Here is a 25194-nt window from a genome sequence, read left to right on the forward strand (position 1 = left end):
AATTACTCAACTTCTCAGATTATAACGGTCAATATTAATGCATTGCGCACAGTATACGGCGGGTCGCTGTCGTTCCTGCCAGTGGCTGGATAAACCCTATCCACAACAACTGGCTGACAAACAACATCATTTGGAGAGTCTGCTAGCTGGTCACCCTGTGGTTCAGTGGTTAGCGCCGGTTTTCGGGCGTGAGAACGCTTTTCGTAATAAAGCGAAAATGGTGGTCAGTGGTAGTGTTGAACGGCCGCTATTAGGGATGTTGCATCGTGACGGTACCCCGGTCGATTTATCTGACTGTCCACTCTACCCGGCCAGTTTTGCCCCGGTCTTTACCGTGCTGAAAACGTTTATAGCTCGCGCCGGTCTCACACCCTATAACGTTGCACGTAAACGCGGCGAGCTTAAATTCCTGTTATTGACTGAAAGTACTTATAGCGGTGAGTTAATGCTGCGCTTTGTACTGCGTTCTGAAACCAAGCTGGTGCAATTACGCGCAGCACTGCCATGGTTACAGCAGCAATTGCCTCAACTGGCTGTTATCTCGGCTAATATTCAGCCAGTGCATATGGCAATCTTGGAAGGGGAGCAAGAAGTCCCGTTAACTGAACAGCAGGCGCTGCCCGAACTGTTTAATCAGGTGCCGCTGTTTATCCGGCCACAAAGTTTTTTCCAGACCAATCCTCAGGTTGCCGCCTCACTGTATGCCACGGCACGGCAATGGGTGCGGGAGCTGGATATCAGCAGTATGTGGGATCTGTTTTGCGGAGTAGGTGGTTTTGGTTTGCATTGTGCCAGCACCGAGACGCAACTCACCGGTATTGAAATCAACGCGGAAGCCATCGCCTGCGCACGCCAATCGGCGCAGCAGTTGGGATTAAAGAATGTCAGTTTTGCTGCACTGGATTCCACCCGTTTCGCCACCGCAGAAACGCAAGTGCCGCAGTTGGTATTGGTTAACCCCCCACGGCGTGGCATTGGTGCTGAACTGTGTGACTATCTTGCTCAGATGGCACCTGAATTCATACTCTATTCAAGCTGTAATGCGCAGACAATGGCGAAAGATATCAGCCTATTAGCCGATTACCATATTGAGCGGGTGCAGTTGTTTGATATGTTTCCGCATACCGCCCACTATGAAGTTCTAATCTTACTTACCCTGCGGCCTTGAAGTAGTAGGGTTGTTAGCTACCTTCATTCACCCGAATCACTTACTTGAGTAAACTCATCGGGATGCGTTCGTTTGTCGCCTACCTACAACTGCAATGACTTTGGGGAAGTTATTAAATCAGTTTGGAAACCACTTATCATTGATAGCTTTATATGTCCCATCGGCTTTCACTGCATCAATGGCTTTATTCAACTTCTCCAACAATGCGGTATTCTCCGGGCGTACCGCAATGCCAAGGCCAGTGCCGAAGTATTGTGGGTCGGTCACATGTTCGCCAACTGATGCCAGGTTCGGGTTGGTTTTCAGCCACTCATTCACTACCGCAGTATCACCAAACACCCCATCAATACGGCCATTTTTCAGGTCAATGATGGCATTCTGGTAGCTGTCATAAGCCACCGTCTGAATTTCAGGATGTTTGTCCTGCAAATACTTCTGATGAGTGGTGCCATTTTCCATCCCGATTTTCTTGCCTTTCAGATCGGCAAAAGAACTGAATTTACCTTTTGGTGCAATCACAATGGCGGAGTTTGCATAGTAAGGTTGGGTGAACGCGACCTGCTTGCTACGCTCAGGGGTAATATCCATGCCAGAAATGACGGCATCATAACGTTTGAATTTCAGCGCTGGGATAAGACTATCAAAAGCCTGATTGGTGAAGGTACAGTTGGCCTCCATTTGTTTACACAACGCTTTTGCCAGATCCATATCGAAGCCGACGATTTCGTTATTGGCATCCATTGATTCAAATGGCGGATAGGTGGCTGAGGCAGCAAAACGAATAGTTTCTGCGGCAGTCGCGCTGAAAACCATACCACTTAGTAGGGTTGCCAATAGTAACTTTTTCATGCTTAAACTCCTGTCTGAATTTTTTAAATAAAATGAGCTATTAGTTATTGATTTTATTATAACTGGTGGTTTTTCATCACGTTCTATTTGGATGAATTATGGTATTTACATTGCCATTTTATGAATTTATATGCAAGTAATGTGATTAAAAATTTAATTTTATTTTAATCACTGGAAGGACAGGACAGGCGAGAGGTTTGGGTTTGGTTGACAGCAAATCGGATCTAGTTTCGGTTGATAATCGTTTGTGATCAGGTTCGGTTGACATGAGTGCGGTGATCACCTCGCCATGTGGTGCCTCAACCGCCAAGGGGGTTACAAGCGCGTAACCCCCTTGGAACCCCTGCGCTTGCGCACGTATCCCCAGCCTGCTTCGCAGGTACCCTCGGCTCATCATTTCGGCTAGCGGACGGCTTTATTATGGCCTCTTTGAGGCTAGCCTCCGGGCCAACGCAAGCGTTGTTCAAAACTGCTTCGCAGTGTTGTCGCGTCCCTGCTCATGACGCCTCAACCCGCCGTCCATGGCGGATTTCCCTTACTCCACTCTTCACTCGGCTGCTCAAATGTGCTTTTAAACATCAAAACCTAAAAACCATGGTTTTGAATTGGCTTTTGACGTTGAGCGCAATCAGGAATGTTGCCGACCAGGAGGGAGGGTAGAGTGAGCGGGCATGGACAAATCTGCCGGGAGCAGATTTGAACGCTGCTAGCAGCGGCCCCGAAGGGGTGAGTTCCAGGGATGGGACAAATTACCCCCGCGAAAAGCGCGCTTGAGCAGGGATGCGAATCGCGCTGGCTCGTTAGCCCAAAAGACGCAGGAGGTTTACCCGCAGGGCAATATTTCGCGCAAGCGCGGGATTGCATAAGGGGCCACGCTTATGGCCCCTTTGCCGGTTGGTTCATTGGAGGTCAGGTGAGCTGTGAAGCCCTAACAACCGAATATGATCACTAAACAGCTAACAACCAAATTGGTCACAAAATCAAAAGAATAATCTTAATTGCGCCGCTCAAACGCCAGTGCTCTGCGTTCCACCAATCTCATCAGCAACGTCAGCAAACCATTCACGCACAGATAGACAATCCCGGCGGCACCAAACACCATCACGTCATAGGTACGGCCATACATCAGTTGGCTATAGCCCATAACTTCCATCAATGTGATGGTATAAGCCAATGAGGTACTTTTGAATACCAAGACCACTTCATTGGAATAGGATGATAATGCGCGCTTAAAGGCAAATGGCAGTAGGATGCGTAACGATTGGGCTTTTGACATCCCCAATGCTTCGCAAGATTGCCACTGACCCGATGGAATTGCCCTAACTGCACCGTAGAACAGTTGCGTAGTATAGGCCGCACTGTTCAATGCCAACGCAATCATTGCGCACAACCAAGGTTGCGACAATAAGCTCCATAACCACGGATATTCACGGATAGCGGGGAATTGACCTGGACCGTAATAGATCAAAAAGATCTGCACCAGCAGCGGGGTGCCGGTGAACAGTGTGATATAAATTTTAACCAGTGGCGTGATAATCGGTGTTTTTAGCGTTAACACAATGGTAAACAGCAGCGACAACACCAGTGCCACCAACAGTGATGCAATCGTCAACGTCAGGCTGGTATGCAGCCCTTTAAGGATCTCGGGTAAATATTCCAGCATCAGGATGGGCTCCGTTCAAAACGAGTGGTACGGAGTTCAATCCATTTGAGCACATACTGGCTCAGCAGAGTCACCACCAAGTAGATTGCCGCTGCAATTACATACCAAGTGAAAGGTTCCTGGGTCCGGGTTGCAATACTTTTGGTTTGTAGCATCAGGTCATTGACGCTGATAAGTGACACTAACGCCGTGTCTTTCAGCAGCACTAACCACTGATTGCCCAAGCCTGGCAATGCATGACGCCACATCTGCGGCATGATCAAACGGAAGAAGATGGCCGCCTGACTCAAACCCAATGCCTGACCGGACTCCCACTGCCCGATAGGCACTGCTTTCAGTGCGCCGCGTAAGGTTTGCGAGGCGTAAGCAGAATAGAGCAGGGCGAGTGCGATAACACCGCACAAGAACGGACTCACCTCAAAATTATCGATATTGAGCTTAATGGGGAGCTCAAACAGATAAAGATTCAGGGTAAAACCGTCCGACAGCATCATCAACAACTGGGAGGAGCCGAAATAGATAAACAGGACCACCAGAATCTCCGGTAGCCCACGCAAAATGGTGACCCAGCCGGTAGTCAGGTAGCTGACCACTTTCACCCGTGATGATTCACAGACGGCAAACAGCATCGCCAGAACCAGACCGAGGGCCAGTGCACAAACGGCAAGGCCGACGGTCATACCGGCGGCGCTTGCTAAAGGTTGAAATTCATTCATGGGTGTTTAGATTACTGCTGGAACCATTTTTTATAAATTGTCTGATAGGTGCCATCTGCTTTAACTTTCGCCAGTGCAGCATCTAACTTACCCTGTAACTCGGTGTTGTTCTGACGCACTGCGATACCTAAACCGGTACCGAAATAGTCAGCGTCAGTCACTTTGTCACCCACCGCAGCGAGTTGGTTATTCTGCTTCAACCACTCGTTGACGACCGCAGTGTCGCCAAATACTGCGTCCAGACGGCCATTTTTCAAATCAAGAATAGCATTCTGATAGCTGTCATAAGGTACGGCGGTAATTTCAGGGTGTTTTTCCATCAGGTATTTCTGATGGGTAGAACCATTCTGCATCCCGACTCGTTTGCCTTTCAGGGCCGCCAAATCAGCCACTTTACCTTTCTCAGCGATAAACAGTGCGGAGTTATCGTAATAAGGTTTAGTAAAGGCTACTTGTTTTTGGCGCTCAGGGGTAATGTCCATACCTGAAATCACCGCATCAAAACGTTTGAATTTCAGGCTTGGGATCAAGCTGTCAAAGGCTTGGTTGGTAAAGGTACATTCGGCTTGCATCTCTTTACACAGCGCATTAGCCAGATCGATATCGAAGCCCTGCATTTTATTATTAGCATCAATAAATTCGAATGGCGGGTAAGTGGCTTCAGCCGCGAAACGGATAGTTTCCGCGGCAGAGGCGGACAGACTGATACTGGCAAGGACGGCCGCTATTATTAATTTTTTCATCGCAAATTCCCAAATAGATATCAATGTGACAGATAGCTGGCAAAAGCTTCGGTTGTTGGTTGTGTAAAGTGGCTGGCATCACCTTGTTCCACCACATGACCGTTTTCCATGTAGACCACACGGCTGGCCGTTTTGCGGGCCACTTCTACCTCATGGGTAACAATCACCTGAGTGATGCCGGTGCCGGCCAATTCACGGATGATACTGACGATTTGTGCGGTAATTTCCGGGTCAAGTGCCGCTGTGGGTTCGTCAAACAGCAAAACTTGCGGCTCCATCATCAACGCGCGGGCAATCGCCACTCGCTGTTGTTGGCCACCAGAAAGGTGCAGGGGGAAGCGGTCAGCAAAATCAGTCAAACGCAACCGTGACAGCAGCTTCTGTGCCCGTGCCATGGCTTCATCTTTTGATAGACCCAGCACACGGCAAGGGGCTTCAATCAGGTTTTGTACCACTGACAGATGTGGCCAAAGATTATATTGCTGAAACACCATCCCCACATTTTGGCGCAATTCGCGAATCGCTTTTGCACCGGGAGCCTGAGTAAAGTCGAAGTGATTACCGGCGATCTGCAAAGTCCCTGAACGGGGCATTTCCAACAGATTGAGTACGCGCAGTAATGAGCTTTTACCTGCACCGCTTGGCCCTAATAGCACTAAGGTCTCGCCGGCCGGGCAGTCTAATGTAATGTCGAACAGCGCCTGATGTACGCCGTAATAACAGTTAATTCCGTTAAGTTGAATACTCATGCGCCAAATCTGAATAGCCAATGATGCGGTGAATGGTAACTTCCGCGGCATACTTATGCAATCTTTGTGCGTTAAAATTTATTAATAACCAGAATAAACCCAGCAAAACAGCATAACATTTGGATTTGACTGATATCCGAGGGAATTTGTCACGCGATGCATAAATCTGACAGAGCTATCCCCGTTATCTTTCAAATTGCAGGGGGGTTGGCTGCTCTCGCTAACCCGAATCACTTACCAGTGTAAGCTCATCGGGATGCACTCCTTTGCCGCCTACCTGCAATCCGAAATCTATAGGGGATACTCATTTTCTTTCAAATTGCAGGGGTGTTGGTGGCATTTTGGGCTGGTTAGTGATCACCCAGTAGCTGCCGCAAGCTCCCTGCCGGTGCAGATACCCCCATAAAACGGATATCGTCGACAACCCAGCATGTCCCTTCACGTATCATCAGCACTTCGTCTTGCCACATCACCGATTGGCCACCTGCAGTTTGATGCGTCAAATTAACCCGCAGCGGAATATTTCTGGCATCGGTATTGGGAATGGTTGAGGCACTGGCAACGTCGGCACTGGTACTCCCTCCCCGCAGGCTGGTGAAAATATCGCCGTTTATGGTTTGAGTTTTATTCACCTGGGTCGTAGTGCGGTTGCCAGTCTGTTTTCTGGCAATCTGAATTTGCTCGTACAACGCCTGACTCAAATAAGGGCGAAATTGGGCCGAGAGATTATCATCAGGCAAGCCACTTTGATGACCAATTTGTTGCACGCGGAGGTCATAGAATTTTTGCGCTACGGTATCCGGCCCACCTTCAACACAAGGTGCAGTACGGCTGCTGATATCCTTATAAGCGGGATCAACGGTGCTGGTACAGGCGCTAAGTAGAATGGCAAGAGGAAGAACAACGGCAATATTTTTCTTTTTCATATGATGACCTTAGGTGAAAGAATCTGTTATGAAAGTTATTTCAGTATATACCCAAAGTCATCAGAGTTGCAGTTGGTCAGTAAATCAACCATTTCCACCAATTTTTACCTAGGGTGCTGTTTTACTTAGCGCATAACTTACCGTGCTCTTTCAGCCAGCGGGCGGTACGGATAATCCCTTCGTCCAGTGAGACAATGGGCCGATAGCCTAATTCTTCTTCAGCTCGGTGGGTATCCAACGTTAGATCAAAATTGAGCTTAGCGACGCCATAATGTGTCAGCACCGGCTCTTTTTCTGCTTTATTCCCCAGTTTCTCCATGGCTCTGGCCATGATATCCATCATCGGGTAGGGCACGGAGCGGATACGGCATGTCATATCCAACTCTTCCAGTAAATGTTGCACGATGGTGCGCAACGGGCGGGGCTGCTGATTGGTAATATTATAAGCGCGACCGGACAGCGTATTCTCACGTTGAGTCGCCAGCCACATCGCATGCACTGCATTTTCCAGGTAAGTCATATCCACCAACGCATTACCGCCACGGGGTAACAGCAAAGTGCCATAATACTTAATCATCTGTAACAGGCGCGGCAGCATCACGGTGTCGTGAGGGCCAAATAACCCCTGCGGACGTAAAATAGTGAAATGGGTTTGTGGATTGGAAAGTGCTAATTGTTTGATAACCTCTTCACCGGCAGCTTTACTGCGGGCGAACTCGTTAGCAAAACGTGCCGGGCGGAAGTCCTCCTGAATATTTCGATGGTGGTGATAATCGAAATAGATAGCAGGTGAGGAGATATGAATAAAATTCTCCACACCATAGGCTGCGGCCCATTCCCCCAAACGGCGTGTGGCGCGCACATTAGCCAGTTCGAACGCCTGTTCGGTGCCCCAAGGAGAGGTAAAACTAGAGCAATGCCATAGGGTATCGACGTCTGCCAGCATGGCTTTCGCCTGCGAGGAGACCAGGTTTGTCAAATCTGCATGAATAAATTCAGCACCTATTTTTGTCAACAATGCGCCCATCGCCGGATTGTTGCCGGTGGCGATGACTTTAATACCCTGACGACGGAGATATTCAACGGCATTTCGGCCTAACCCACAGGTTGCACCGGTGACCAATACCTTCATAGCGAATTCGGTTCCCACCAAAAATCAGAATGCTAGCGTTTGGAATCATTCGCCCAGCAAATAAGATGCCATTCTTTCGTGAAATGCGGTGCTATGCAATCAGAATCCCCTGCTTACTTGAATTTGCAGCGTTATTAGCTGCAACGCCCATTAAATAGGGGATGCATCACGCCGTTTGATTTAAGGCTCTGATTCGTTGTGCGCGGGTGCGGTAGGTTCACGATCATATTGCTCGGCCAGCGCCGCGATGCGTTTTGCCATTCCACGGAAAATAAACAGGTGTGCTGGCATCATTACAAACCAGTACAGTAAACCGCTAAAACCGGCCGGATGCCACCACGCCCGCACATCAATGCTTCGGCAGCCACCTAAATCCTTGATAGTAAAAGTGAGACGGCCCAGACCCGGCGCTTTCATGCCGAACATCATGGCTAATTGGCGTAATGGTTTGATTGTAATGACTTTCCAACCATCAATCAGGTCGCCTAATGCCAGTGTTTCCCGCTCTGGGCGGCCATATACCACGCCACCACCGGCGATGTCATCCATCCAGGCGCGGATTTTCCATAACGGATTGCCATAAAAATAACCTTCTTTACCGCCGATTTGTTGCACCACGTGCCACAGCGCCTCACTGGAGGCGGTAGTCGATAGCTGGCAACCGGCCTGTTTAGGGTAAAATCCGTAGCCGGGCCGCCAGCGGGCGCGGGCCTCGGGGTCGTAGCCCCAGTCGGCGGAGTCGACCACTTCATCTTCACGGCGCAGTGTCTCTTTGACCGCGTCGTCAAAACTTATCAGCTGTTGTGGGATAAGCGCCTGCAAAGCCTCACCATTGGCTGGTAAATCATGGTTCAATCCGGCAATCAATGCACTGGCAATCGACGTGGGTACCGAGGTGACCAGATTGATGAAATAAACCGAAATAAACCGGGTAGGGAGTGGGATCGGAATCAGCCAACGCCGTTTACCACTGATCGCAATAAAGCGCTCAAACAGGGTCTGATAACTGATGTATTCCGGCCCGGCAACCTCGAAAATTCGGTTATCTTGTGCCGGATGGTTGAGTAATTCAGTCAAATACACCAGCAGGTTATCCAGTGCAACGGGCGAAGATTTAGAACGAACCCAGCGTGGCGGGGTGAGGATGGGCAGGTTATAAACCATATCGCGCATCACTTCAAACGCGGCCGAACCGGGGCCGACGATAATACTGGCGCGCAGTTCGGTGACCGGAATGCCGCTTTGGCGCAGCAGTTCACCGGTTAACTTACGCGCAATCAGATGAGGCGAGCTGTTATCCTCGGGTTGTAATGCACCTAAATAAATAATCTGTTTCACCGTGGGCGATGAGGTTGCGGCGCTGTGTTGTAGCGCCGTTTTCAGATTATTAGCAGCAATACGTTCCTGTTCAATCAAGTCCTGCCCGTCGCCCATACCATGAACCAGATAATAAACGACATCAATATCTTGCAACGCAGCACTGAGGGTGGTTGGCTGATAAAGATCAACGAAGCGACAATCGACTCCCGACCACTGTTGCTCTTTTAACCACTCAATGCGGCGGGCGGCGGCAATAACATGGTGTCCTTGTTGGCTGAGCTTTGGAACCAGGTGCTGGCCGATATAGCCACTGGCACCTAATACCAATATCCGTTGCGGTGTCATGAGCGCTGCTCGGTCAAAAATTCACGCCACAGCGCAACCACTTTCTCCAGATCATGGCGGCTGATATTGAGGTGAGTAATCATTCGAGTTACCGGGCCTGCACTGATCAATATACCGCGTTCACGCATCCAAGGGCCAAGCTTGGCGGCAGCCTCGGCGGATTGCTTAATATACAGTACGTTGGTCTGCGCTCCGGGTGCTGCAATTTCGATATCCAATGCGCGCAGTTGCTGCTCTAGCCATATTGCATTGTCATGGTCATCTTTTAACCGGCTGACATTGTGCTCTAAGGCATACAAGCCTGCCGCGGCCAGAATACCCGCCTGACGCATACCGCCACCGGTCATTTTACGCCAGCGGCGGGCGCGTTGAATATACTCAGCACTGCCGCACAACAGGGAACCCACCGGTGTGCCCAACCCTTTTGAGAGGCAAATCGTCAGGGTATCGCAATACTGGCTGATCTCGCTTAGTGGCACATTTAAGGCGACGGCAGCATTAAAAATACGTGCGCCATCGATATGCAGTGCCAGTTTCTTCTCTCGAGTCAGCGCCCAAGCTTGCTGTAAATAACGAAGAGGCAACACTTTGCCGCTATGGGTATTTTCCAAACTCAACAGCCGGGTCTGAGCAAAATGAATATCATCGGGTTTGATGGCTGCCAACACTTTATCCAGTGGCAGGGTACCGTCATCATTGGCTTCAATAGGTTGTGGCTGAATGCTACCAAGCACTGCCGCGCCACCAGCTTCATACAGATAGTTATGGGCTTTCTGACCGACAATATACTCTTCACCCCGCTGGCAGTGGGTTAATAGTGCCACCAGATTGGCCTGGGTGCCGGTTGGTAGGAACAGTGCCGCTTCCTTACCTGACAGGCTGGCGGCTTTAGCTTCCAAGGCATTAACCGTTGGGTCATCGCCATAGACATCATCACCCACTTCAGCGTTAGCCATCGCATTGCGCATTGCGGTGTCAGGTTGAGTTACTGTGTCACTACGTAAATCGATCAGCATAATTTTCTCGCGGTCAGAATAAGAAGATATTCTTCATCATAGCCAGATTGATAAAACAAGAAAGGAGTGAAAGGTATTATTTAGCTATTTGGTGAGTAATATTTATCGTGATAACTGATAATTAATTCGAATTGGCATTATTGGCTGATTTATTAGGATTTTTCTCGCTGGGCATAGACCAAACACGAAGATGTATTAATTTCCTCCAGGCATTTGCCTTGTTTATCGGTAAAAAACCGCGTTTCCAGTTCGTGGGCATCAGCCTTATCCAATAATATGAAACCGTATTGCTCCAGCAAGGTATCTATGCCGCGGGTAGTGATACCAAACGTCCACTCTTCGCCAATACTGCGCACACGTTCAACACTCTCTTTTGCGCCATATTCCGGGTTGTGCTGGGGTAAGCCTTCTTCGTCGGTTAATACCGAGAGTTCCGTCAACAGATGAGCGTAAACAAAGTCGCAGATAATTTGGCTACCTTCATTGCAGTAGTCACTTATGGCACTAAACAGTGTTTTTACCTGTTCTGGCTCGAGGTACATCAATAACCCCTCCAGCAGAAACAGGCATTTTTCACCCGCCTGTAACGGGATATCCGCCAGAATGTCCGCCAGACTTTGCAGATTAAAATCAAGGGGTAAAAAAGTTAGATTGGTAGGTGGGGTGATATCGCACTCACGGAGTTTCTCTATTTTAGATTGTTGCATGGCTGGATGGTCTATCTCATAAACCCGGCTATGTTGCAGTGCGTGATAGAAACGAATTGCTCTTGAATCAAAGCCCGCACCCAGAATAAATATTTTACTAAATCGACCCGCGGTTTTCTTAAATAGATCATCGATATACAAGGTTCTGGCGACAATATAAGGGTAAATTCCTGCCGGGGTAGCGATATGTAAACTATCATCGCCCAATAGAAAGGTTTTCTGCATCATAGAAAAGAATGAATGGAAGGTCTGGCTTAGAATAACCGCCACGTAATCATCACTTTTAAAATAAGGCCGTTTATCACCGTATGACTTTGCCCGCAGTAAACAGGTTAATTCAGCCGTAGCCGAAGTCCCTGATTTGGCTCTCTTTGACATAATGACACCACCATAAATAAAGTTAGCGTGCTGCTTATATAGCTACTAACAATTATCCTGATAAATAATGGCAACCACTGATTAAAAGACAGTACGCCTCTATTTGCTATTTTGCTGGGTGACGAGTAAAAAATGTCGTTTATGACACATAAAATATAAGGATAATTTCTGTCTCAATCAGAAACTGGAGGGGGGAAACAATGAAAGTGATTAAAAAACCACTTTCATTGCTAATTATTCTGTTACCAGATGGCTTAGGGAATCAGCGGAGCCAGTTGGTTTTTGCCAGCTCGACCACCTCATCGCCACGGCCATTAATGATAGCCCTTAGCATGTAAAGGCTGAATCCTTTGGCTTGCTCAAATTTGATTTGTGGTGGCATCGACAGCTCTTGCTTGGCGGTGACCACATCGAGCAAAACCGGCCCCGGATGAGCGAAAGCACTCTCTAGTGCGGCATCTAATTCGGAGGCTTTCTCGACCCGAATCCCTTTGATACCGGCGGCATTGGCAATGGCGGCAAAGTCTGGATTATGCAAGTCAGTGCCATCGGTCAGATAGCCACCGGCTTTCATCTCCATGGCGACAAACCCCAGAACACTGTTGTTAAACACCACAATTTTCACCGGCAGTTTTAATTGTGCCAGAGTGAGAAAATCCCCCATCAGCATGGTGAAACCACCGTCACCGCATAAGGCAACCACTTGCCTGTCAGGGGCCGTTGCTTGCGCGCCAATGGCTTGTGGCATGGCATTGGCCATCGATCCATGGTTAAACGATCCCAGTAAACGCCGCTTACCGTTCATTTCCAGATAGCGGGCCGCCCATACCGTCGGTGTGCCGACATCACAGGTGAATATTGCGTCATCAGTGGCATGGCGGCTAATCTGTTGTGCCAGATATTGCGGGTGGATGGGTTGATTATCATTGGCGATCGCCAAACCATCCAGATCTTTACGGGTGGTACGGTAGTGCTCTAACGCTTTTTGCAAAAATGTGCTGTCACTTTTGACTTCTAGTTGTGGCAACAGCGCGCTAAGCGTGGTTTTGATATCGCCGACCAGCGCCATATTGACCGGGCAATGCGCACCAATACTGCCGGGGTTGATATCAATTTGGATGATATTGGCGTTGGTTGGATAGAATGCACGGTAGGGGAATTGTGTTCCCAGCAGAATCAGGGTATCGGCATTGAGCATGGCATGATAGCCGGAGGCAAAACCAATCAGCCCTGTCATGCCAACGCTGTAAGGGTTATCCCACTCAATATGTTCTTTCCCGCGTAGGGCATGTACTACCGGGGCTTGCAGCATTTCAGCTAACTTCACCACTTCATCGTGGGCGTCAGCACAGCCGCTACCACACATTAGCGTGATATTTTTCGCCTGATTAAGCGTTTGCGCCAAAATGTTCAACTCACTCATCAGCGGCTGAACTAGCGGTAATTTGGGTGTTTGCCACACGATGGCGGCATCTTCTGGTGCAGGTTGTAACGCCACGTCACCTGGCAATACGATCACTGATACGCCGCGATTGAGGATAGCTTGACGCATGGCGATTTCCAGCACCCGTGGCAACTGTTCCGGGTTAGAAACCAGCTCACAATAGTGGCTGCATTCGCGAAACAGTTCTTGCGGATGGGTTTCCTGGAAATAACCACTGCCAATCTCACTGGAGGGAATATGTGCGGCAATAGCCAATACGGGGACATGATTACGATGACAGTCAAACAGGCCATTAATCAAATGCAAATTACCCGGGCCACAGGAACCGGCACAGACTGCTAACTGCCCGGTGAGTTGTGCCTCAGCCCCGGCGGCAAAGGCGGCCACCTCTTCATGGCGAGTACCCAGCCATTCGATAGTGCCCATCCGATGCAGACTGTCACTCAGGCCATTGAGTGAGTCGCCGGTTACACCCCATATTCGCTTAACACCTGCTTGTTCCAACGTTTTTGCGACCAGTGTTGCCACAGTTTGCTTCATAGTTGTGTTCCCTCAAGGATTAATGGCGAGTCATTATTCTATGAGGTCAAAGTATGGCGCGTTTGGCAATAATTGCGCCATTAATGGAGGCTAATCGGCATTCAGGCTAGTTGGACATCACCTTGTAACTGGCAGCTACAAGCTAACACATAACCTTGAGCAATCTCTTCTGCTGTCAGCGTCATGGTGCTGCTGGTGGTATATTCGCCATGCAGAATACGGGTTTTACAAGAACCACAAACACCCGCGCGGCAGGCGGCCATCACCGGTACTTTGTGTTGTTCCAAGGCGAATAGCAGGGACGTACCCACCGGGACTTTAACACTGCGCAAAGGATGGCTGATGGTCATCGTCAATTCATTACCGCTATCGACAACGTCGTCACGGGTGCGGAACTGCTCTTTCTGGAAATGATCTGCTGGAACTGATTGTTCGCGGCAATACTGCTCAACCCAATCCATATAGGGCGCGGGCCCACAAGTCATCACCCGGCGGTGGGCAATGTCAGGTGCTACCTGTTGCATTATTTGTGCATTGATTCTACCTGCAACGAACCCATCGCTGGCCTCTGATTCAGCCATCAATGTGAGCTGTAATTGTTGTGGATAGCGCTGTAACAAGGCCTGCCAGCTAGCGGCAAAAATGACATCTGCTGGTGAGCGCACATTAAATATCACCCGGATATCTGCTTGTGCACGCCGTGCCAGTAAGTCACGACACATCGACATCACGGGAGTGACACCACAGCCAGCAGCTAGCATCAGGTAGTGGTCATCATCAGCGTGAGCACAAGTAAAATCGCCCTGAGCATCGGAAAGCCACAGGTAATCCCCCACCTTGACTTGCTGGGTCAACCAGCGTGATCCTTCCCCATCAGCTAAACAGCGCACGGTGAGCTGGATAAACGGACTTAAACCGGGTGTCGAGGAAAGCGTATATGCCCGCAGCGTTTCATCACTATTGCGAATGCTTACCAAGGCATATTGGCCCGGTAAATAAGGATAAAAATCGTGATTAATTAACCGCAGGCTCCAGACATCGGGTGTTTCTTGCCAGATGGAATGAACTTGCATGCGGTTAGGGCACAGGGCGGTAGGACAGTCGGTTGGGATAAAATCAGCGGTTGGGATAAAATCGGTCATCAAAACCTCACAACGAATCAGGTCATTTTCGGGCAAAAAAGCCATTAATAGTGCCCGACCAGTGGCAATAAACCACTCTGGCCGGGCAATGTGCCATTACTTAATGAGCCAAAATATTGACTTAACTCCCCAAAATCGCACTCATATCTTGCTCTACGGTGGTAATAGGACGCATACCAAATTTCTCGTAGAGGATGGCCATCAGGTTGTCAGTCAGGAAACCTGGCGCGGTCGGGCCGGTATAAATATTTTTGACACCCAATGACAACAGGGTCAGGAGAATGACAATGGCTTTCTGTTCAAACCATGACAGTACCAGACTGAGTGGCAGGTCATTGACGGTACAACCCAGTTTTTCTGATAATTTAACCGCCAGCATGATGGCGGAGTAAGCATCATTACACTGGCCGACATCCAGCAGGCGTGGCAAGCCTTCCAAGGTACCAAAATCCAGTTTGTTGAAGCGATATTTGCCGCAAGCCAGTGTCATGATGATGCAATCTTGTGGCACACTGCGGGCAAAATCAGTGAAATAGCTACGTTCTGTACGGCTACCGTCACATCCCCCGACCAGGAATACATGACGCAGCTTTTTAGTGGCGACCAAATCAATAACGGTATCTGCCGCATTCAACAAGGTCTGGCGGCCAAAACCGACAGTAATCAAGTGTTCCAGCTCATTATACGGGAAGCCAGCCATCCCCAATGCCTGTTCAATGACGCGGGTGAAATCTTCCCCATCCAGGTGATTAACACCCGGCCAGCCAACAATACTGCGGGTCCAGATACGATCACCGTAATTGCCTACGTTCGGGTCAATGATACAGTTAGATGTCATTAGGATCGGACCGGGGAATTTGGCGAATTCGGTCTGCTGATTCTGCCAGCCACTGCCATAGTTACCCACCAGATGTGGATAGCGTTTTAACTCAGGGTAGCCGTGAGCAGGCAGCATTTCACCGTGGGTATAAATATTAACGCCGGTTCCCTGAGTTTGCTCCAACAGCATTTGTAAGTCTTTGAGATCATGACCGGAGATCAAGATAGCTTTACCGGCAACCGGGCGCACATTCACCGACGTTGGCTGTGGATCGCCATAGGCTTGGGTTTCGCCGTGGTCCAAAATGGCCATCACATTGAAGTTCATTTTGCCAATACCCATTGCATTATTCAGTAGCGTGTCGACATCACGCGGTTGGGTACCCAACCAGGCCATATAAGCATGATAATCAGCATAAATCTGCTCATCGAACTGCCCCAGGACATGGGCATGTTCCATATAGGCCGCCGCCCCCTTCAGTCCATACAAGCACAGCATGCGCAAGCCGTGGATATCGTCACCGACGTCAGCTTTATCGTTGTTTAGCGCAAATTGCAGCGATTGTTGTTGCAGGGTAGGGATATCGTCGGACAGTAGTTGTAGCTCAGCCAGTGGGTGATCAACCGTGATAGTGCTATCAAGCAAGCGGCAACGAATGGCCAGTGATTGGCGCAATAAGATGGCTTCTTTCGCGTAACCGACGATTCTGTCTGAGTCGAAATTCACATTGGTCAGGGTCGAGAAAAAAGCTCTGGGTGCAAAGCTATCAATCTGATGATCGATAATACCAAGTTCGCGGGCGGTCAATGCCCATGCGGAAAGCCCTTGCAGTACAGCAACTAATAGGTCTTGTAAATCAGAGGTTTCGGCGGTTTTTCCGCACATCCCCTGCGCGTAAGAGCAGCCGTTACCCGCAGGTGTTCGGATAGTTTGTTCACATTGCACACAGAACATAATTATTTTTCCTTTTAAAGTTGCATTTGTAATGCGTGTTTAAAAGCATAGAGGTGCACCCGAGGTTTAAAAAGGCTTTTTTAATGCAACTTTCACTTGTTTTGATTTGGCGCAACTTTTGCTGCGAATGAGAATTTATTCACTATTAGGTAGGAACAGCGCACAGTGAATCGGCTGATCCACGGCGCTGGGTAATAAAGTGATTAAGAAAAGAAAGCGATCAATACCGGGGCCAGTAAGCTTAGCAAGAAACCGTGGACGATAGCGGCAGGGACCATCTCCAGCCCACCACTGCGCTGCAATACCGGCAAGGTGAAGTCCATAGAAGTGGCGCCACATAAGCCAAGCGCCGTGGAGCGGCTACTGCGGACTAAGGTTGGAATCAGCATGATTGCCACTAATTCACGCGCCAAATCGTTAAAGAATGCGGCACTACCAATTACTGGGCCGAACGCATCAGTCAGCAAAATACCAGACAGTGAATACCAACCAAAGCCAGAGGCCATCGCCAGCCCGGTTTTAACTGGCAAACCGATCAGTAGTGCAGCAAGCATACCACCGAGTAAGGCACTGATTGCTACCACAAATGCCACCATGGTGCCACGGCGGTTCAACACTATCTGGCGCAGTGTCATACCACTGTTACGCAATTGAATCCCCACTAAGAACAGCAGGAAAATCAGTGCCAACTCGCTGCCTTTGGCGGCAAACTGCAACCACTCCCATTGGCTTAGACCCAACAGGAAGCCAACAATGACTACGCCGCACAGTTTTAATGACTCTAGCGCCATATGCAGACGTGAGGGTAATGCTTCCTGCCGATGAGTATTCTTCCACGGTATTTTGCGTTCGAGCAAAAACAGTGCGAGCAAATTGGCACAAAAAATACACAGAAAAAAGATGCCGGTGTACTGGAAAATGAGCAGCAGGTTAGCGCTGAGGTTTTCCAAAAAGGCCAAGCTGATCCCCATAAAAAATAAAATAACGTAAACCATCCAGCTTAATAAGCGGTTGATTAATTGAATTAATGGTTTGCGACTAAGTGGGATCAGATAACCAATAATTAACGGCAAAAGTATGATCAACAATCCTGAATACACGAGTTATACCGTCCTATACCCTTCTTCATTGACGTTACTGTGGTGTTAGCTGCACTTGCCCACCCGAATCACTTATCGATGTAAGCTCATCGGAATGAATGAACCTACTTGAGACTCACCCTGTGAACGAGCATGAATGTTATGCAAATCGGTTCGAGACCGATTAATCATTCGTTTGTGGACTTGTTGTAACGCCAATGACTTTGGTTATCATGAGCAGATGAATAATGAGCTGTGGCGCAATAAGCTATCTAAAATCAGCGGCAGAGTAAAGCAGTACGCACGGGCCGCGGCACTTGACCCGTAAGGTTTTTTTGCGTCTGGCGTCAAGACAATCGACTATGATTGCTGAGTTAACAGTGTTATCTGTAGTATCAGTATGAATAAATTCGCACCGGAGGCGTAGCATGTATCTTGAACGTGTTGATATTGTCGGTTTTCGCGGTATTAATCGTATTTCATTGAGCCTTGACGATAATACTGTGCTAATCGGTGAGAACGCCTGGGGTAAATCCAGCTTATTAGATGCGCTCACGTTGCTGTTGTCTCCCGAACCTCAACTCTATCATTTTACCGTGCAGGATTTTTATTATCCGGCAGGGGACGAGACGGCTAAAGAGCGCCATTTACAGGTTATTTTTACCTTTTGTGAGAAAGACATTGGTCATTGGCACTCCCCACGTTACCGCCATTTAGCCCCATTATGGATAAAAAATGATGATGGTCTGCATCGTATTTATTATCGGGTCGAGGGGGAACTGGCTGATGATGGCACGGTGTGTACCTGGCGTACTTTCCTTGATTTAGAAGGCCAGCCACTGTCTTTGCACGATATTGAGAAGTTGGCACGTGGCGTTATTCGTATCCACCCGGTATTGCGATTGCGTGATGCGCGCTTTATGCGCCGGCTCCGTAGCAGCACCGAAAACAGCCATGCACCTGATAAAGTGGCGTTGAACCAGCAATTGGATCAATTAAGCCGTGAGTTGGTCCGTAACCCACAGAAACTGACTAATTCAGAATTACGCCAGGGCTTGGAGGCGATGCGCCAACTGCTGGAACACTATTTTGCCGAGTCTGGATCGCAGTCCGCCGGTTTGCGTAATCACCGTTATCGGCCACAACCGGAACGTGAAGCTTGGCTGGCCCTCGACAATATAAACCGGATGGTGGCTGAGCCGAACAGCCGCAGTATGCGGTTGATACTTTTAGGGATGTTCTCAACGTTATTGCAGGCTAAAGGGCCATTGAGTCTCGATCCCCATTCTCGGCCCTTGCTACTGGTAGAAGACCCTGAAACCCGCTTGCATCCGATAATGCTGTCCGTCGCCTGGGGGTTGCTCAGCCAGCTCCCTCTGCAACGGATTACCACGACAAATTCCGGTGAGTTAGTGTCATTAGTGCCGATAGAGAGCATTTGCCGATTGGTGCGCGAATCGGCAAAAGTCGCGACTTATCGTATTGGCTCTCGTGGCATGAGCCCTGAAGATAGCCGCCGTATCGCTTTCCATATTCGTTTCAATCGGCCCTCAGCCCTGTTTGCTCGTTGCTGGCTGCTGGTGGAAGGTGAAACAGAGATCTGGTTACTCAATGAGTTTGCTCGCCAGTGTGGTTACCACTTTGAAGCTGAAGGAGTAAAAGTTATTGAGTTCGCTCAGAGTGGTTTGCGCCCGCTGCTTAAGTTTGCCAACCGGATGGGCATTCAATGGCATGTTCTGACTGATGGCGATGATGCCGGTAAAAAGTATGCCGCCACGGTGCGTAATATGGCGGACAATGGGCGCGATCATGAACGGGATCGCCTGACCATATTGCCAGCACCAGATATGGAACACTTTTTATATCGCGCTGGCTTTGATGATGTCTATCATCGGATCTCAGCAATTCCTGCCAATGCCAAAATGCAGCCGCGTAGAGTGATTGAAAAGGCGATTCACCGTACCTCAAAGCCGGATCTGGCTATTGAGGTTGCCAGTCAGGCCAAAGAGAGGGGGGTAGAATCTGTCCCCCTATTACTGAAAAAAATGTTCTCTCAAGTAGTTTGGCTGGCGCGTGGTCGAGCCGATTAGCACCAGATCACTTCAACACGGGTCACGCCACGTCGTGAGTAAAATGCGTGGCTAACGCCCCCTCAAGTTGTGCAAGTAACTCATAGCGGCGGCGATATTCTGCCCGTTTTTTGCTAGCAATATCTTCAATCGGTTTACGCGCGATTTTGGTCGGTAAATTGAAATGGCCTTCTGTGCACGCTTCTCCGCCAACAGACAACCAAAAACTGTCATAGTCAGCATGCAATTTCTCTTTTTTCTTGGCCCGATAGCGCCAGTTTTGATAAATGTGCGTTTCATTCCCCACGGCTTTAATTTGTGTTATTCCCATTAACTCTGCCAGACAGCATGCGGCTTCCAATACCAAACGTTTAGGGAATAAACCATGACAAGCTTTAGTGCTGGTGTGAATTGCGCTGTGTGGTGTTCCATTATCGGCACCTTGTAACCCACCAATAAACAATGTTTTTTGCTGTTGATAGTAAAACAGGCTGAAAGTCAGCACCGCCAGCGTTTGCTGTTGCTCATTTGCCAGCATCAGCGTAATTTCTCCCTCCTTATTGAGTTTTGGAATAACACCCAAATAAAGAGAATACTTTTCCTCATTCTTGCCAATTAATTCAGCCAGTTTATAGGGCGAAGTATGCAAGTAGTTGCTACGTAATGCTGCAGGCATACATTGGTTTACCAAGAGGAAATGATCCTGTAGCACCCCCAGTTTTTGGCGATTATTGAGCGTGTTAGTCAGATAAGGACGATGCAACTTACAAGGCAAATCGGGTTGTGCGCGCAGTATACTGTTTAGTAACGGTTGTTTTACCAGTACACCCAATAAACGAAAGGTCAGTTTTGGGCTGATAAGGGTCCGGGCGATAAATTTAAGCCGAAACCGCAACTTTTGCCATGAGCCGCCCAGAGCCTGACTACCTTTGAATAGCAATGTAATTAACCCCCAACGGTTAATATTGTTGGGGATTGATGCTGTGTTATTGATGTTATGCATGATTAAATCCGTAATATCGCTGTGTTTCTGGCGCTATTCAAACAAACGGGAACTAAACAGAGGCTCAATGCATCTTAGATTTCGCCTATAGCACGGTTGTATTGATATTTGGTTTAGTTAAATGAGAATTTCTGATGCTATTTTCAGCAGATTGAAAAATTGACGAATAGGGAAGGTAATTGATTTGATTCAGTTCAGTCGCAGTCAGCGCCGATGGCTTACCATAATTGCCGTGTTAATTATCGGGGGGTTTTTCCTCATCAGACATCTGACGGCCCCAGCCCCGGTGCAATACCAAACAGTAAAAGTTGCCAATCGTGACTTGCAACAGAATGTTCTGGCAACCGGCAAACTCGATGCGGTACGTAAAGTTGATGTGGGTGCACAGGTCAGTGGCCAGTTGGAAAAACTGTATGTGGAGATTGGCGATCAAGTTAAGCAAGGACAATTGCTGGCGATGATCGACCCGCAACAGGCACAGAACCAAATTAAAGAAGTAGAGGCGACATTACAGGATTTGAATGCTCAGTTGGCACAGGCGAAGGCTGAAATGCAACTGGCCGCGGTCACCCTGCGCCGCCAACAGGATTTGGCAAAATTACAGGTGGTATCACGCCAAGACTTGGATCAGGCCAGTACCACGCTGGCAGTGAAAAAAGCGCAGGTAGAGACGATTAATGCGCAAATTAATAAAACTAAAGCCAGTTTGGATACAGCCAATATTAATCTCGATTACACCAAAATTTCTGCGCCAATGGATGGCGATGTGGTGCAAATCACCACCTTGCAGGGGCAAACAGTGATCGCCGCTCAGCAAGCGCCTAATATTCTGACGTTGGCGGATATGAGCACTATGTTGGTGAATGCGCAGGTATCCGAAGCGGATGTCATTCATCTTAAACCGGGGATGAAAGCTTCATTTACCGTGCTGGGTGATCCTGGGAAACACTTTGATGGGGTGTTAAAAGATATTCAACCAACACCAGAAAAAGTAAATGATGCCATTTTCTACTCGGCACGTTTTGAGGTGCCGAATCCAGATCGCTTATTGCGCCTGCAAATGACTGCGCAGGTTTCAATTCAACTTGCCAATGTAAAACAGGCAATGGTTATTCCGTTATCGGCCTTGGGTGATGAGTTAGGGACTAACCGTTATCAGGTCGCGGTGCTGAAAGACGGTAAAGAAGAGAAACGTGAAGTGACGATTGGTATCCGTAATAACGTTGATGCACAGGTGATTTCTGGTTTGAATATCGGTGATGAGGTCATCGTTAGCCGCGGTGGCACGGAGGAGACGTAATGACGGCATTGCTTGAGTTAAAAGGCATCCGTCGTAGCTATCAGTCCGGTGAAGAGACCGTGGATGTATTGCAGGATGTCTCACTGACAATTAATGCCGGTGAGTTAGTAGCAATTATCGGCGCTTCCGGTTCGGGTAAATCGACGCTGATGAACATTCTGGGTTGTCTGGATAAGCCTAGTGCTGGTGTTTACCGCGTCGCAGGGCAGGATGTGGCGGTATTGGATAATGATGCACTCGCGGCTCTGCGCCGTGAGCACTTTGGCTTTATTTTCCAGCGTTATCATTTGCTGCCGCATCTCAGTGCTGCCCACAATGTCGAAGTACCGGCGGTCTATGCCGGTTTGGGTAAAAATGAACGCCGCGAGCGGGCCAATATGTTACTCACCCGTCTGGGGCTGGGCGACCGTGTCGGGTACCAACCCAACCAGCTATCTGGTGGGCAGCAGCAGCGTGTCAGTATCGCCCGTGCTCTGATGAATGGTGGGCAGGTGATTTTGGCTGATGAGCCAACCGGTGCACTGGATAGTCATTCCAGCGTTGAAGTTATGGCTATTCTGAAACAGCTACAGCAGCAGGGGCACACGGTTATTATTGTGACTCATGACCCTACTGTTGCGGCTCAAGCTGAGCGGGTTATCGAAATAAAAGATGGCCGCATTATGGCGGATTCAGGCTCGAAAACGGTGCAAGCAGTGGCCGCTTCTGAGGCAATTAGTCTGACGCCACCCGCTCCATCATGGCAGCAACTGGCGGGTCGTTTCCGCGAGGCTTTATTAATGGCCTGGCGTGCTATGTCGGCCAATAAAATGCGCACGGCCTTGACCATGTTGGGCATCATTATCGGTATTGCCTCTGTTGTCTCTATTTTGGTAGTTGGGGATGCGGCCAAACAACTCGTTCTTGCTGATATCCGGGCTATTGGCACCAATACTATTGATGTTTATCCCGGCAAAGATTTCGGTGATGACGACCCCAGTACCCGGCAGGCATTGGTTTATGACGACATGGCAGCACTGAAAGCACAGTCCTACGTCAGTGCTGTATCCCCGACCATCGCAGGCAGTATGCGGCTCCGCTATGGCAATATTGATGTTGCCGCCAGCGTATCGGGGGTCAGTGAACAGTATTTCCGTGTATATGGTATGAAACTCGAACAGGGAACGGCCATTACCCGTGAGCAGGTTGAACGCCAGTCGCAAGTTGCTGTTATTGACCGTAATACCCAGCGCCGCTTGTTCCCGCATATGAAAGACGTCGTAGGGCAGGTCATATTGGTGGGGAATATGCCTGCCACCGTGGTTGGGGTGGTAGAAGAAAAGCAATCTATGTTTGGTAGCAGTAAAGCGCTGCGAATATGGGTACCTTACAGCACCATGGCGAGCCGTCTGATGGGGCGTGCCTACTTTGATTCGATAACTATCCGCATTAAAGAGGGGTATAGCAGCAAAGAAGCTGAGCAGCAGCTAGTGCGGTTGTTGACGATGCGCCACGGCAAGAAAGACATATTCACCTATAACATGGATAGTTTGTTGCAAACGGCGGAAAAAACTACCCGTACCATGCAATTGTTCCTGACACTGGTGGCAGTAATTTCATTAGTGGTGGGGGGAATTGGGGTGATGAATATTATGCTGGTTTCGGTGACCGAACGCACTCGAGAGATTGGTATTCGCATGGCTGTAGGGGCGAGATCCAGTGATGTTATGCAGCAATTCCTAATTGAAGCGATTCTGGTTTGCCTGGTCGGTGGAGCTCTGGGTATCACGCTATCCTTTGCCATCGGTCTGGTTGTAGAGATGTTTCTGCCTAACTGGCAGATAGCTTTCCCGCCGGTTGCATTGTTCAGCGCATTTTTGTGCTCTACAGTGATAGGTGTGGTGTTTGGTTATCTACCGGCCCGCAGTGCTGCTCGACTAAACCCGATTGATGCATTAGCTCGAGAATAAATTGGCTCGAGAATAAATTAGCTGGTGAATAGATCAGTCAAAGGATTGAACTTGGTTCATATGGCCGCATATTAGAAGTATGAGAAATAAAAATGCCAGTCATCGTTGGCTGGCATTTTGAAACGCAATCGATGTTAGTAGCAACACGCCGCCCGGGAAATACCTTTGGCACCAGACTGTTTCGCTGATGGGCAGGTGCAGGCGAGTGAATGCGTGGTGTCAGGCCATTGCAGCGAGCTCCTGCGGTATGGCTTCTTGCAATAGGACCTCTAACCCGAGTGGAACTATCAGGCTGGCATGGTTTCCTTTTGGTCCCTGATGGACATCAAAGTTAACCATCTGACCGGCTTTTAATGTGCGGTAGCCATCCATCTGAATAGTTGAATAGTGAGCGAAGATATCTTCGCCGCCGCCCTCAGGGCAAATAAAGCCAAAACCTTTGGCATTGTTGAACCATTTAACAGTACCCGTCTCCATACTTCTACGTTCCTCGCAAGGCTATTCTAGTTTGAGATGAGGTAATAACTGGTTAAAGTGAGCGCGAATTGGTTAAAACTCCAACAGCTCACGAAAATACACTCTAGTGGAAATGGCCTTAACGTCAAGGGGAGGGCTTTTGTCTGACCAAGGCAGTTATTCAAAGTTTGATGTAGCTAACGCTATTGTGTTTATCTGGTTACAATTTAATCACTTTTAACGCAAAAAAACCGACTTCTTTCTCTGGCGGCGTTATGGCATAAGTGATGTTAAAATAATAATAGATATCTGCATGAAATGGTCTTATAACCGGAGTGAGGTATTGCTCCTGTATGGTTCTGTGAAACGATGGGCAGGCAATGGGTAACAACAACGATTGGCTAAATTTTGAACATTTAGTCAAAGATAAACAGAAAGAGGCGCTCAAACCGCCGTCTATGTATAAAGTTATACTTAACAACGACGATTACACACCGATGGAATTTGTGATTGACGTTCTGCAAAAGTTCTTTTCTTATGATATTGAACGTGCAACACAACTGATGCTCAATGTGCATTATCAAGGAAAGGCGATTTGCGGTGTTTTTACTGCTGAAGTTGCAGAGACGAAAGTCGCACATGTAAATCAATACGCCAGGGAGAACGAGCATCCATTGCTTTGTACGCTGGAAAAAGCCTGATTAAGGCAATTATTGGGAGGTGCCT

Annotated in this window: 21 protein-coding genes; 5 read left to right on the forward strand and 16 right to left on the reverse strand. The window is 48.7% G+C overall.

Features of this window, described 5'->3' with window-relative positions; all coding sequences use genetic code 11:
- Nucleotides 1-37 precede the first annotated feature (37 nt).
- Complete coding sequence (gene rlmC, locus V1953_RS07495; RefSeq protein ID WP_442850804.1) at nucleotides 38-1168, forward strand: 23S rRNA (uracil(747)-C(5))-methyltransferase RlmC; 1131 nt, start codon at nucleotides 38-40, stop codon at nucleotides 1166-1168.
- Nucleotides 1169-1285: 117 nt separating this feature from the next.
- On the opposite strand, the gene artJ (V1953_RS07500) is transcribed toward rlmC, so the two are convergent.
- From artJ (V1953_RS07500) to V1953_RS07565, 14 genes are all read right to left on the reverse strand, one after another.
- On the reverse strand, nucleotides 1286-2017 hold the full coding sequence (gene artJ, locus V1953_RS07500) for an arginine ABC transporter substrate-binding protein (protein WP_083158405.1): 732 nt from the start codon (nucleotides 2015-2017) through the stop codon (nucleotides 1286-1288).
- A gap of 994 nt (nucleotides 2018-3011) precedes the next feature.
- A complete protein-coding gene (gene artM / locus V1953_RS07505; RefSeq protein ID WP_032899150.1) occupies nucleotides 3012-3680 on the reverse strand; it encodes an arginine ABC transporter permease ArtM in 669 nt (222 codons plus the stop codon).
- A complete protein-coding gene (artQ, locus tag V1953_RS07510) occupies nucleotides 3680-4396 on the reverse strand; it encodes an arginine ABC transporter permease ArtQ (protein ID WP_005184781.1) in 717 nt (238 codons plus the stop codon). Before artQ ends, artM begins: the two co-directional genes overlap by 1 nt.
- Before the next feature lie 11 nt (nucleotides 4397-4407).
- Nucleotides 4408-5139, reverse strand: coding sequence for an arginine ABC transporter substrate-binding protein (artJ, locus tag V1953_RS07515; protein ID WP_005184779.1), 732 nt, complete (start codon nucleotides 5137-5139; stop codon nucleotides 4408-4410).
- A 20-nt stretch (nucleotides 5140-5159) separates the two neighbouring features.
- Nucleotides 5160-5888 carry an arginine ABC transporter ATP-binding protein ArtP gene (gene artP, locus V1953_RS07520; RefSeq protein WP_050074082.1) on the reverse strand — a complete coding sequence of 243 codons (729 nt, stop codon included), beginning with the start codon at nucleotides 5886-5888 and terminating at the stop codon, nucleotides 5160-5162.
- Between the two features lie 350 nt (nucleotides 5889-6238).
- Entirely contained in the window at nucleotides 6239-6814 is a 576-nt protein-coding gene (locus tag V1953_RS07525; protein ID WP_442850805.1) for a lipoprotein, read from the reverse strand.
- A 121-nt stretch (nucleotides 6815-6935) separates the two neighbouring features.
- Nucleotides 6936-7946 (reverse strand): NAD-dependent epimerase/dehydratase family protein, encoded by a 1011-nt coding sequence (locus V1953_RS07530; RefSeq protein WP_083158412.1) that lies wholly within the window; start codon nucleotides 7944-7946, stop codon nucleotides 6936-6938.
- Between the two features lie 180 nt (nucleotides 7947-8126).
- A complete protein-coding gene (locus tag V1953_RS07535) occupies nucleotides 8127-9611 on the reverse strand; it encodes a DUF2867 domain-containing protein (protein WP_372569328.1) in 1485 nt (494 codons plus the stop codon).
- Nucleotides 9608-10627 (reverse strand): low-specificity L-threonine aldolase, encoded by a 1020-nt coding sequence (ltaE, locus tag V1953_RS07540; RefSeq protein WP_083158414.1) that lies wholly within the window; start codon nucleotides 10625-10627, stop codon nucleotides 9608-9610. The genes V1953_RS07535 and ltaE overlap by 4 nt, the downstream gene beginning before the upstream one ends.
- A gap of 152 nt (nucleotides 10628-10779) precedes the next feature.
- Complete coding sequence (locus V1953_RS07545; RefSeq protein ID WP_372559353.1) at nucleotides 10780-11712, reverse strand: class I SAM-dependent methyltransferase; 933 nt, start codon at nucleotides 11710-11712, stop codon at nucleotides 10780-10782.
- A 262-nt stretch (nucleotides 11713-11974) separates the two neighbouring features.
- On the reverse strand, nucleotides 11975-13696 hold the full coding sequence (gene poxB, locus V1953_RS07550) for a ubiquinone-dependent pyruvate dehydrogenase (RefSeq protein WP_083158416.1): 1722 nt from the start codon (nucleotides 13694-13696) through the stop codon (nucleotides 11975-11977).
- A 101-nt stretch (nucleotides 13697-13797) separates the two neighbouring features.
- Nucleotides 13798-14769 (reverse strand): NADH oxidoreductase, encoded by a 972-nt coding sequence (gene hcr, locus V1953_RS07555; protein ID WP_420072793.1) that lies wholly within the window; start codon nucleotides 14767-14769, stop codon nucleotides 13798-13800.
- A 190-nt stretch (nucleotides 14770-14959) separates the two neighbouring features.
- Nucleotides 14960-16612: a hydroxylamine reductase gene (hcp, locus tag V1953_RS07560; protein ID WP_083158417.1), complete on the reverse strand. Its 1653-nt coding sequence runs from the start codon at nucleotides 16610-16612 to the stop codon at nucleotides 14960-14962.
- Nucleotides 16613-16815: 203 nt separating this feature from the next.
- Nucleotides 16816-17712: a lysine exporter LysO family protein gene (locus tag V1953_RS07565; RefSeq protein WP_083158418.1), complete on the reverse strand. Its 897-nt coding sequence runs from the start codon at nucleotides 17710-17712 to the stop codon at nucleotides 16816-16818.
- A gap of 407 nt (nucleotides 17713-18119) precedes the next feature.
- Between V1953_RS07565 and V1953_RS07570 the strand changes: the two genes are divergently transcribed.
- Complete coding sequence (locus tag V1953_RS07570) at nucleotides 18120-19781, forward strand: ATP-dependent endonuclease (RefSeq protein WP_372569324.1); 1662 nt, start codon at nucleotides 18120-18122, stop codon at nucleotides 19779-19781.
- A 22-nt stretch (nucleotides 19782-19803) separates the two neighbouring features.
- Here the strand turns inward: V1953_RS07570 and V1953_RS07575 are convergent, their stop codons facing one another.
- A complete protein-coding gene (locus tag V1953_RS07575; RefSeq protein WP_442850806.1) occupies nucleotides 19804-20763 on the reverse strand; it encodes a VirK/YbjX family protein in 960 nt (319 codons plus the stop codon).
- Nucleotides 20764-20950: 187 nt separating this feature from the next.
- On the opposite strand from V1953_RS07575, the gene macA reads away from it, so the two are divergent.
- Nucleotides 20951-22063 carry a macrolide transporter subunit MacA gene (gene macA, locus V1953_RS07580; RefSeq protein ID WP_193784808.1) on the forward strand — a complete coding sequence of 371 codons (1113 nt, stop codon included), beginning with the start codon at nucleotides 20951-20953 and terminating at the stop codon, nucleotides 22061-22063.
- Entirely contained in the window at nucleotides 22063-24012 is a 1950-nt protein-coding gene (macB, locus tag V1953_RS07585; RefSeq protein ID WP_083158422.1) for a macrolide ABC transporter ATP-binding protein/permease MacB, read from the forward strand. The genes macA and macB overlap by 1 nt, the downstream gene beginning before the upstream one ends.
- Nucleotides 24013-24231: 219 nt before the next feature.
- On the opposite strand, the gene cspD is transcribed toward macB, so the two are convergent.
- A complete protein-coding gene (cspD, locus tag V1953_RS07590; RefSeq protein WP_083158423.1) occupies nucleotides 24232-24489 on the reverse strand; it encodes a cold shock-like protein CspD in 258 nt (85 codons plus the stop codon).
- A 359-nt stretch (nucleotides 24490-24848) separates the two neighbouring features.
- Here cspD and clpS point away from each other — a divergent pair, with 359 nt between their 5' ends.
- Nucleotides 24849-25169, forward strand: coding sequence for an ATP-dependent Clp protease adapter ClpS (clpS, locus tag V1953_RS07595; protein ID WP_005184739.1), 321 nt, complete (start codon nucleotides 24849-24851; stop codon nucleotides 25167-25169).
- Nucleotides 25170-25194 lie beyond the last annotated feature (25 nt).

Origin of the sequence: Yersinia sp. 2541 StPb PI (assembly GCF_052217145.1) — a bacterium.
Classification (GTDB): Bacteria; Pseudomonadota; Gammaproteobacteria; order Enterobacterales; family Enterobacteriaceae; genus Yersinia; species Yersinia enterocolitica_E.

Coding starts and splice junctions, on each gene's coding strand:
- artJ (WP_083158405.1), bottom strand. CDS start 2,017: ATGAAAAAGTTACTATTGGCAACCCTACTAAGTGGTATGGTTTTCAGC.
- V1953_RS07570 (WP_372569324.1), top strand. CDS start 18,120: ATGTATCTTGAACGTGTTGATATTGTCGGTTTTCGCGGTATTAATCGT.
- cspD (WP_083158423.1), bottom strand. CDS start 24,489: ATGGAGACGGGTACTGTTAAATGGTTCAACAATGCCAAAGGTTTTGGC.
- V1953_RS07525 (WP_442850805.1), bottom strand. CDS start 6,814: ATGAAAAAGAAAAATATTGCCGTTGTTCTTCCTCTTGCCATTCTACTT.
- rlmC (WP_442850804.1), top strand. CDS start 38: ATGCATTGCGCACAGTATACGGCGGGTCGCTGTCGTTCCTGCCAGTGG.
- poxB (WP_083158416.1), bottom strand. CDS start 13,696: ATGAAGCAAACTGTGGCAACACTGGTCGCAAAAACGTTGGAACAAGCA.
- clpS (WP_005184739.1), top strand. CDS start 24,849: ATGGGTAACAACAACGATTGGCTAAATTTTGAACATTTAGTCAAAGAT.
- V1953_RS07545 (WP_372559353.1), bottom strand. CDS start 11,712: ATGTCAAAGAGAGCCAAATCAGGGACTTCGGCTACGGCTGAATTAACC.
- artM (WP_032899150.1), bottom strand. CDS start 3,680: ATGCTGGAATATTTACCCGAGATCCTTAAAGGGCTGCATACCAGCCTG.
- hcp (WP_083158417.1), bottom strand. CDS start 16,612: ATGTTCTGTGTGCAATGTGAACAAACTATCCGAACACCTGCGGGTAAC.
- V1953_RS07535 (WP_372569328.1), bottom strand. CDS start 9,611: ATGACACCGCAACGGATATTGGTATTAGGTGCCAGTGGCTATATCGGC.
- artJ (WP_005184779.1), bottom strand. CDS start 5,139: ATGAAAAAATTAATAATAGCGGCCGTCCTTGCCAGTATCAGTCTGTCC.
- macB (WP_083158422.1), top strand. CDS start 22,063: ATGACGGCATTGCTTGAGTTAAAAGGCATCCGTCGTAGCTATCAGTCC.
- artP (WP_050074082.1), bottom strand. CDS start 5,888: ATGAGTATTCAACTTAACGGAATTAACTGTTATTACGGCGTACATCAG.
- hcr (WP_420072793.1), bottom strand. CDS start 14,769: ATGCAAGTTCATTCCATCTGGCAAGAAACACCCGATGTCTGGAGCCTG.
- V1953_RS07530 (WP_083158412.1), bottom strand. CDS start 7,946: ATGAAGGTATTGGTCACCGGTGCAACCTGTGGGTTAGGCCGAAATGCC.
- artQ (WP_005184781.1), bottom strand. CDS start 4,396: ATGAATGAATTTCAACCTTTAGCAAGCGCCGCCGGTATGACCGTCGGC.
- ltaE (WP_083158414.1), bottom strand. CDS start 10,627: ATGCTGATCGATTTACGTAGTGACACAGTAACTCAACCTGACACCGCA.
- V1953_RS07575 (WP_442850806.1), bottom strand. CDS start 20,763: ATGCATAACATCAATAACACAGCATCAATCCCCAACAATATTAACCGT.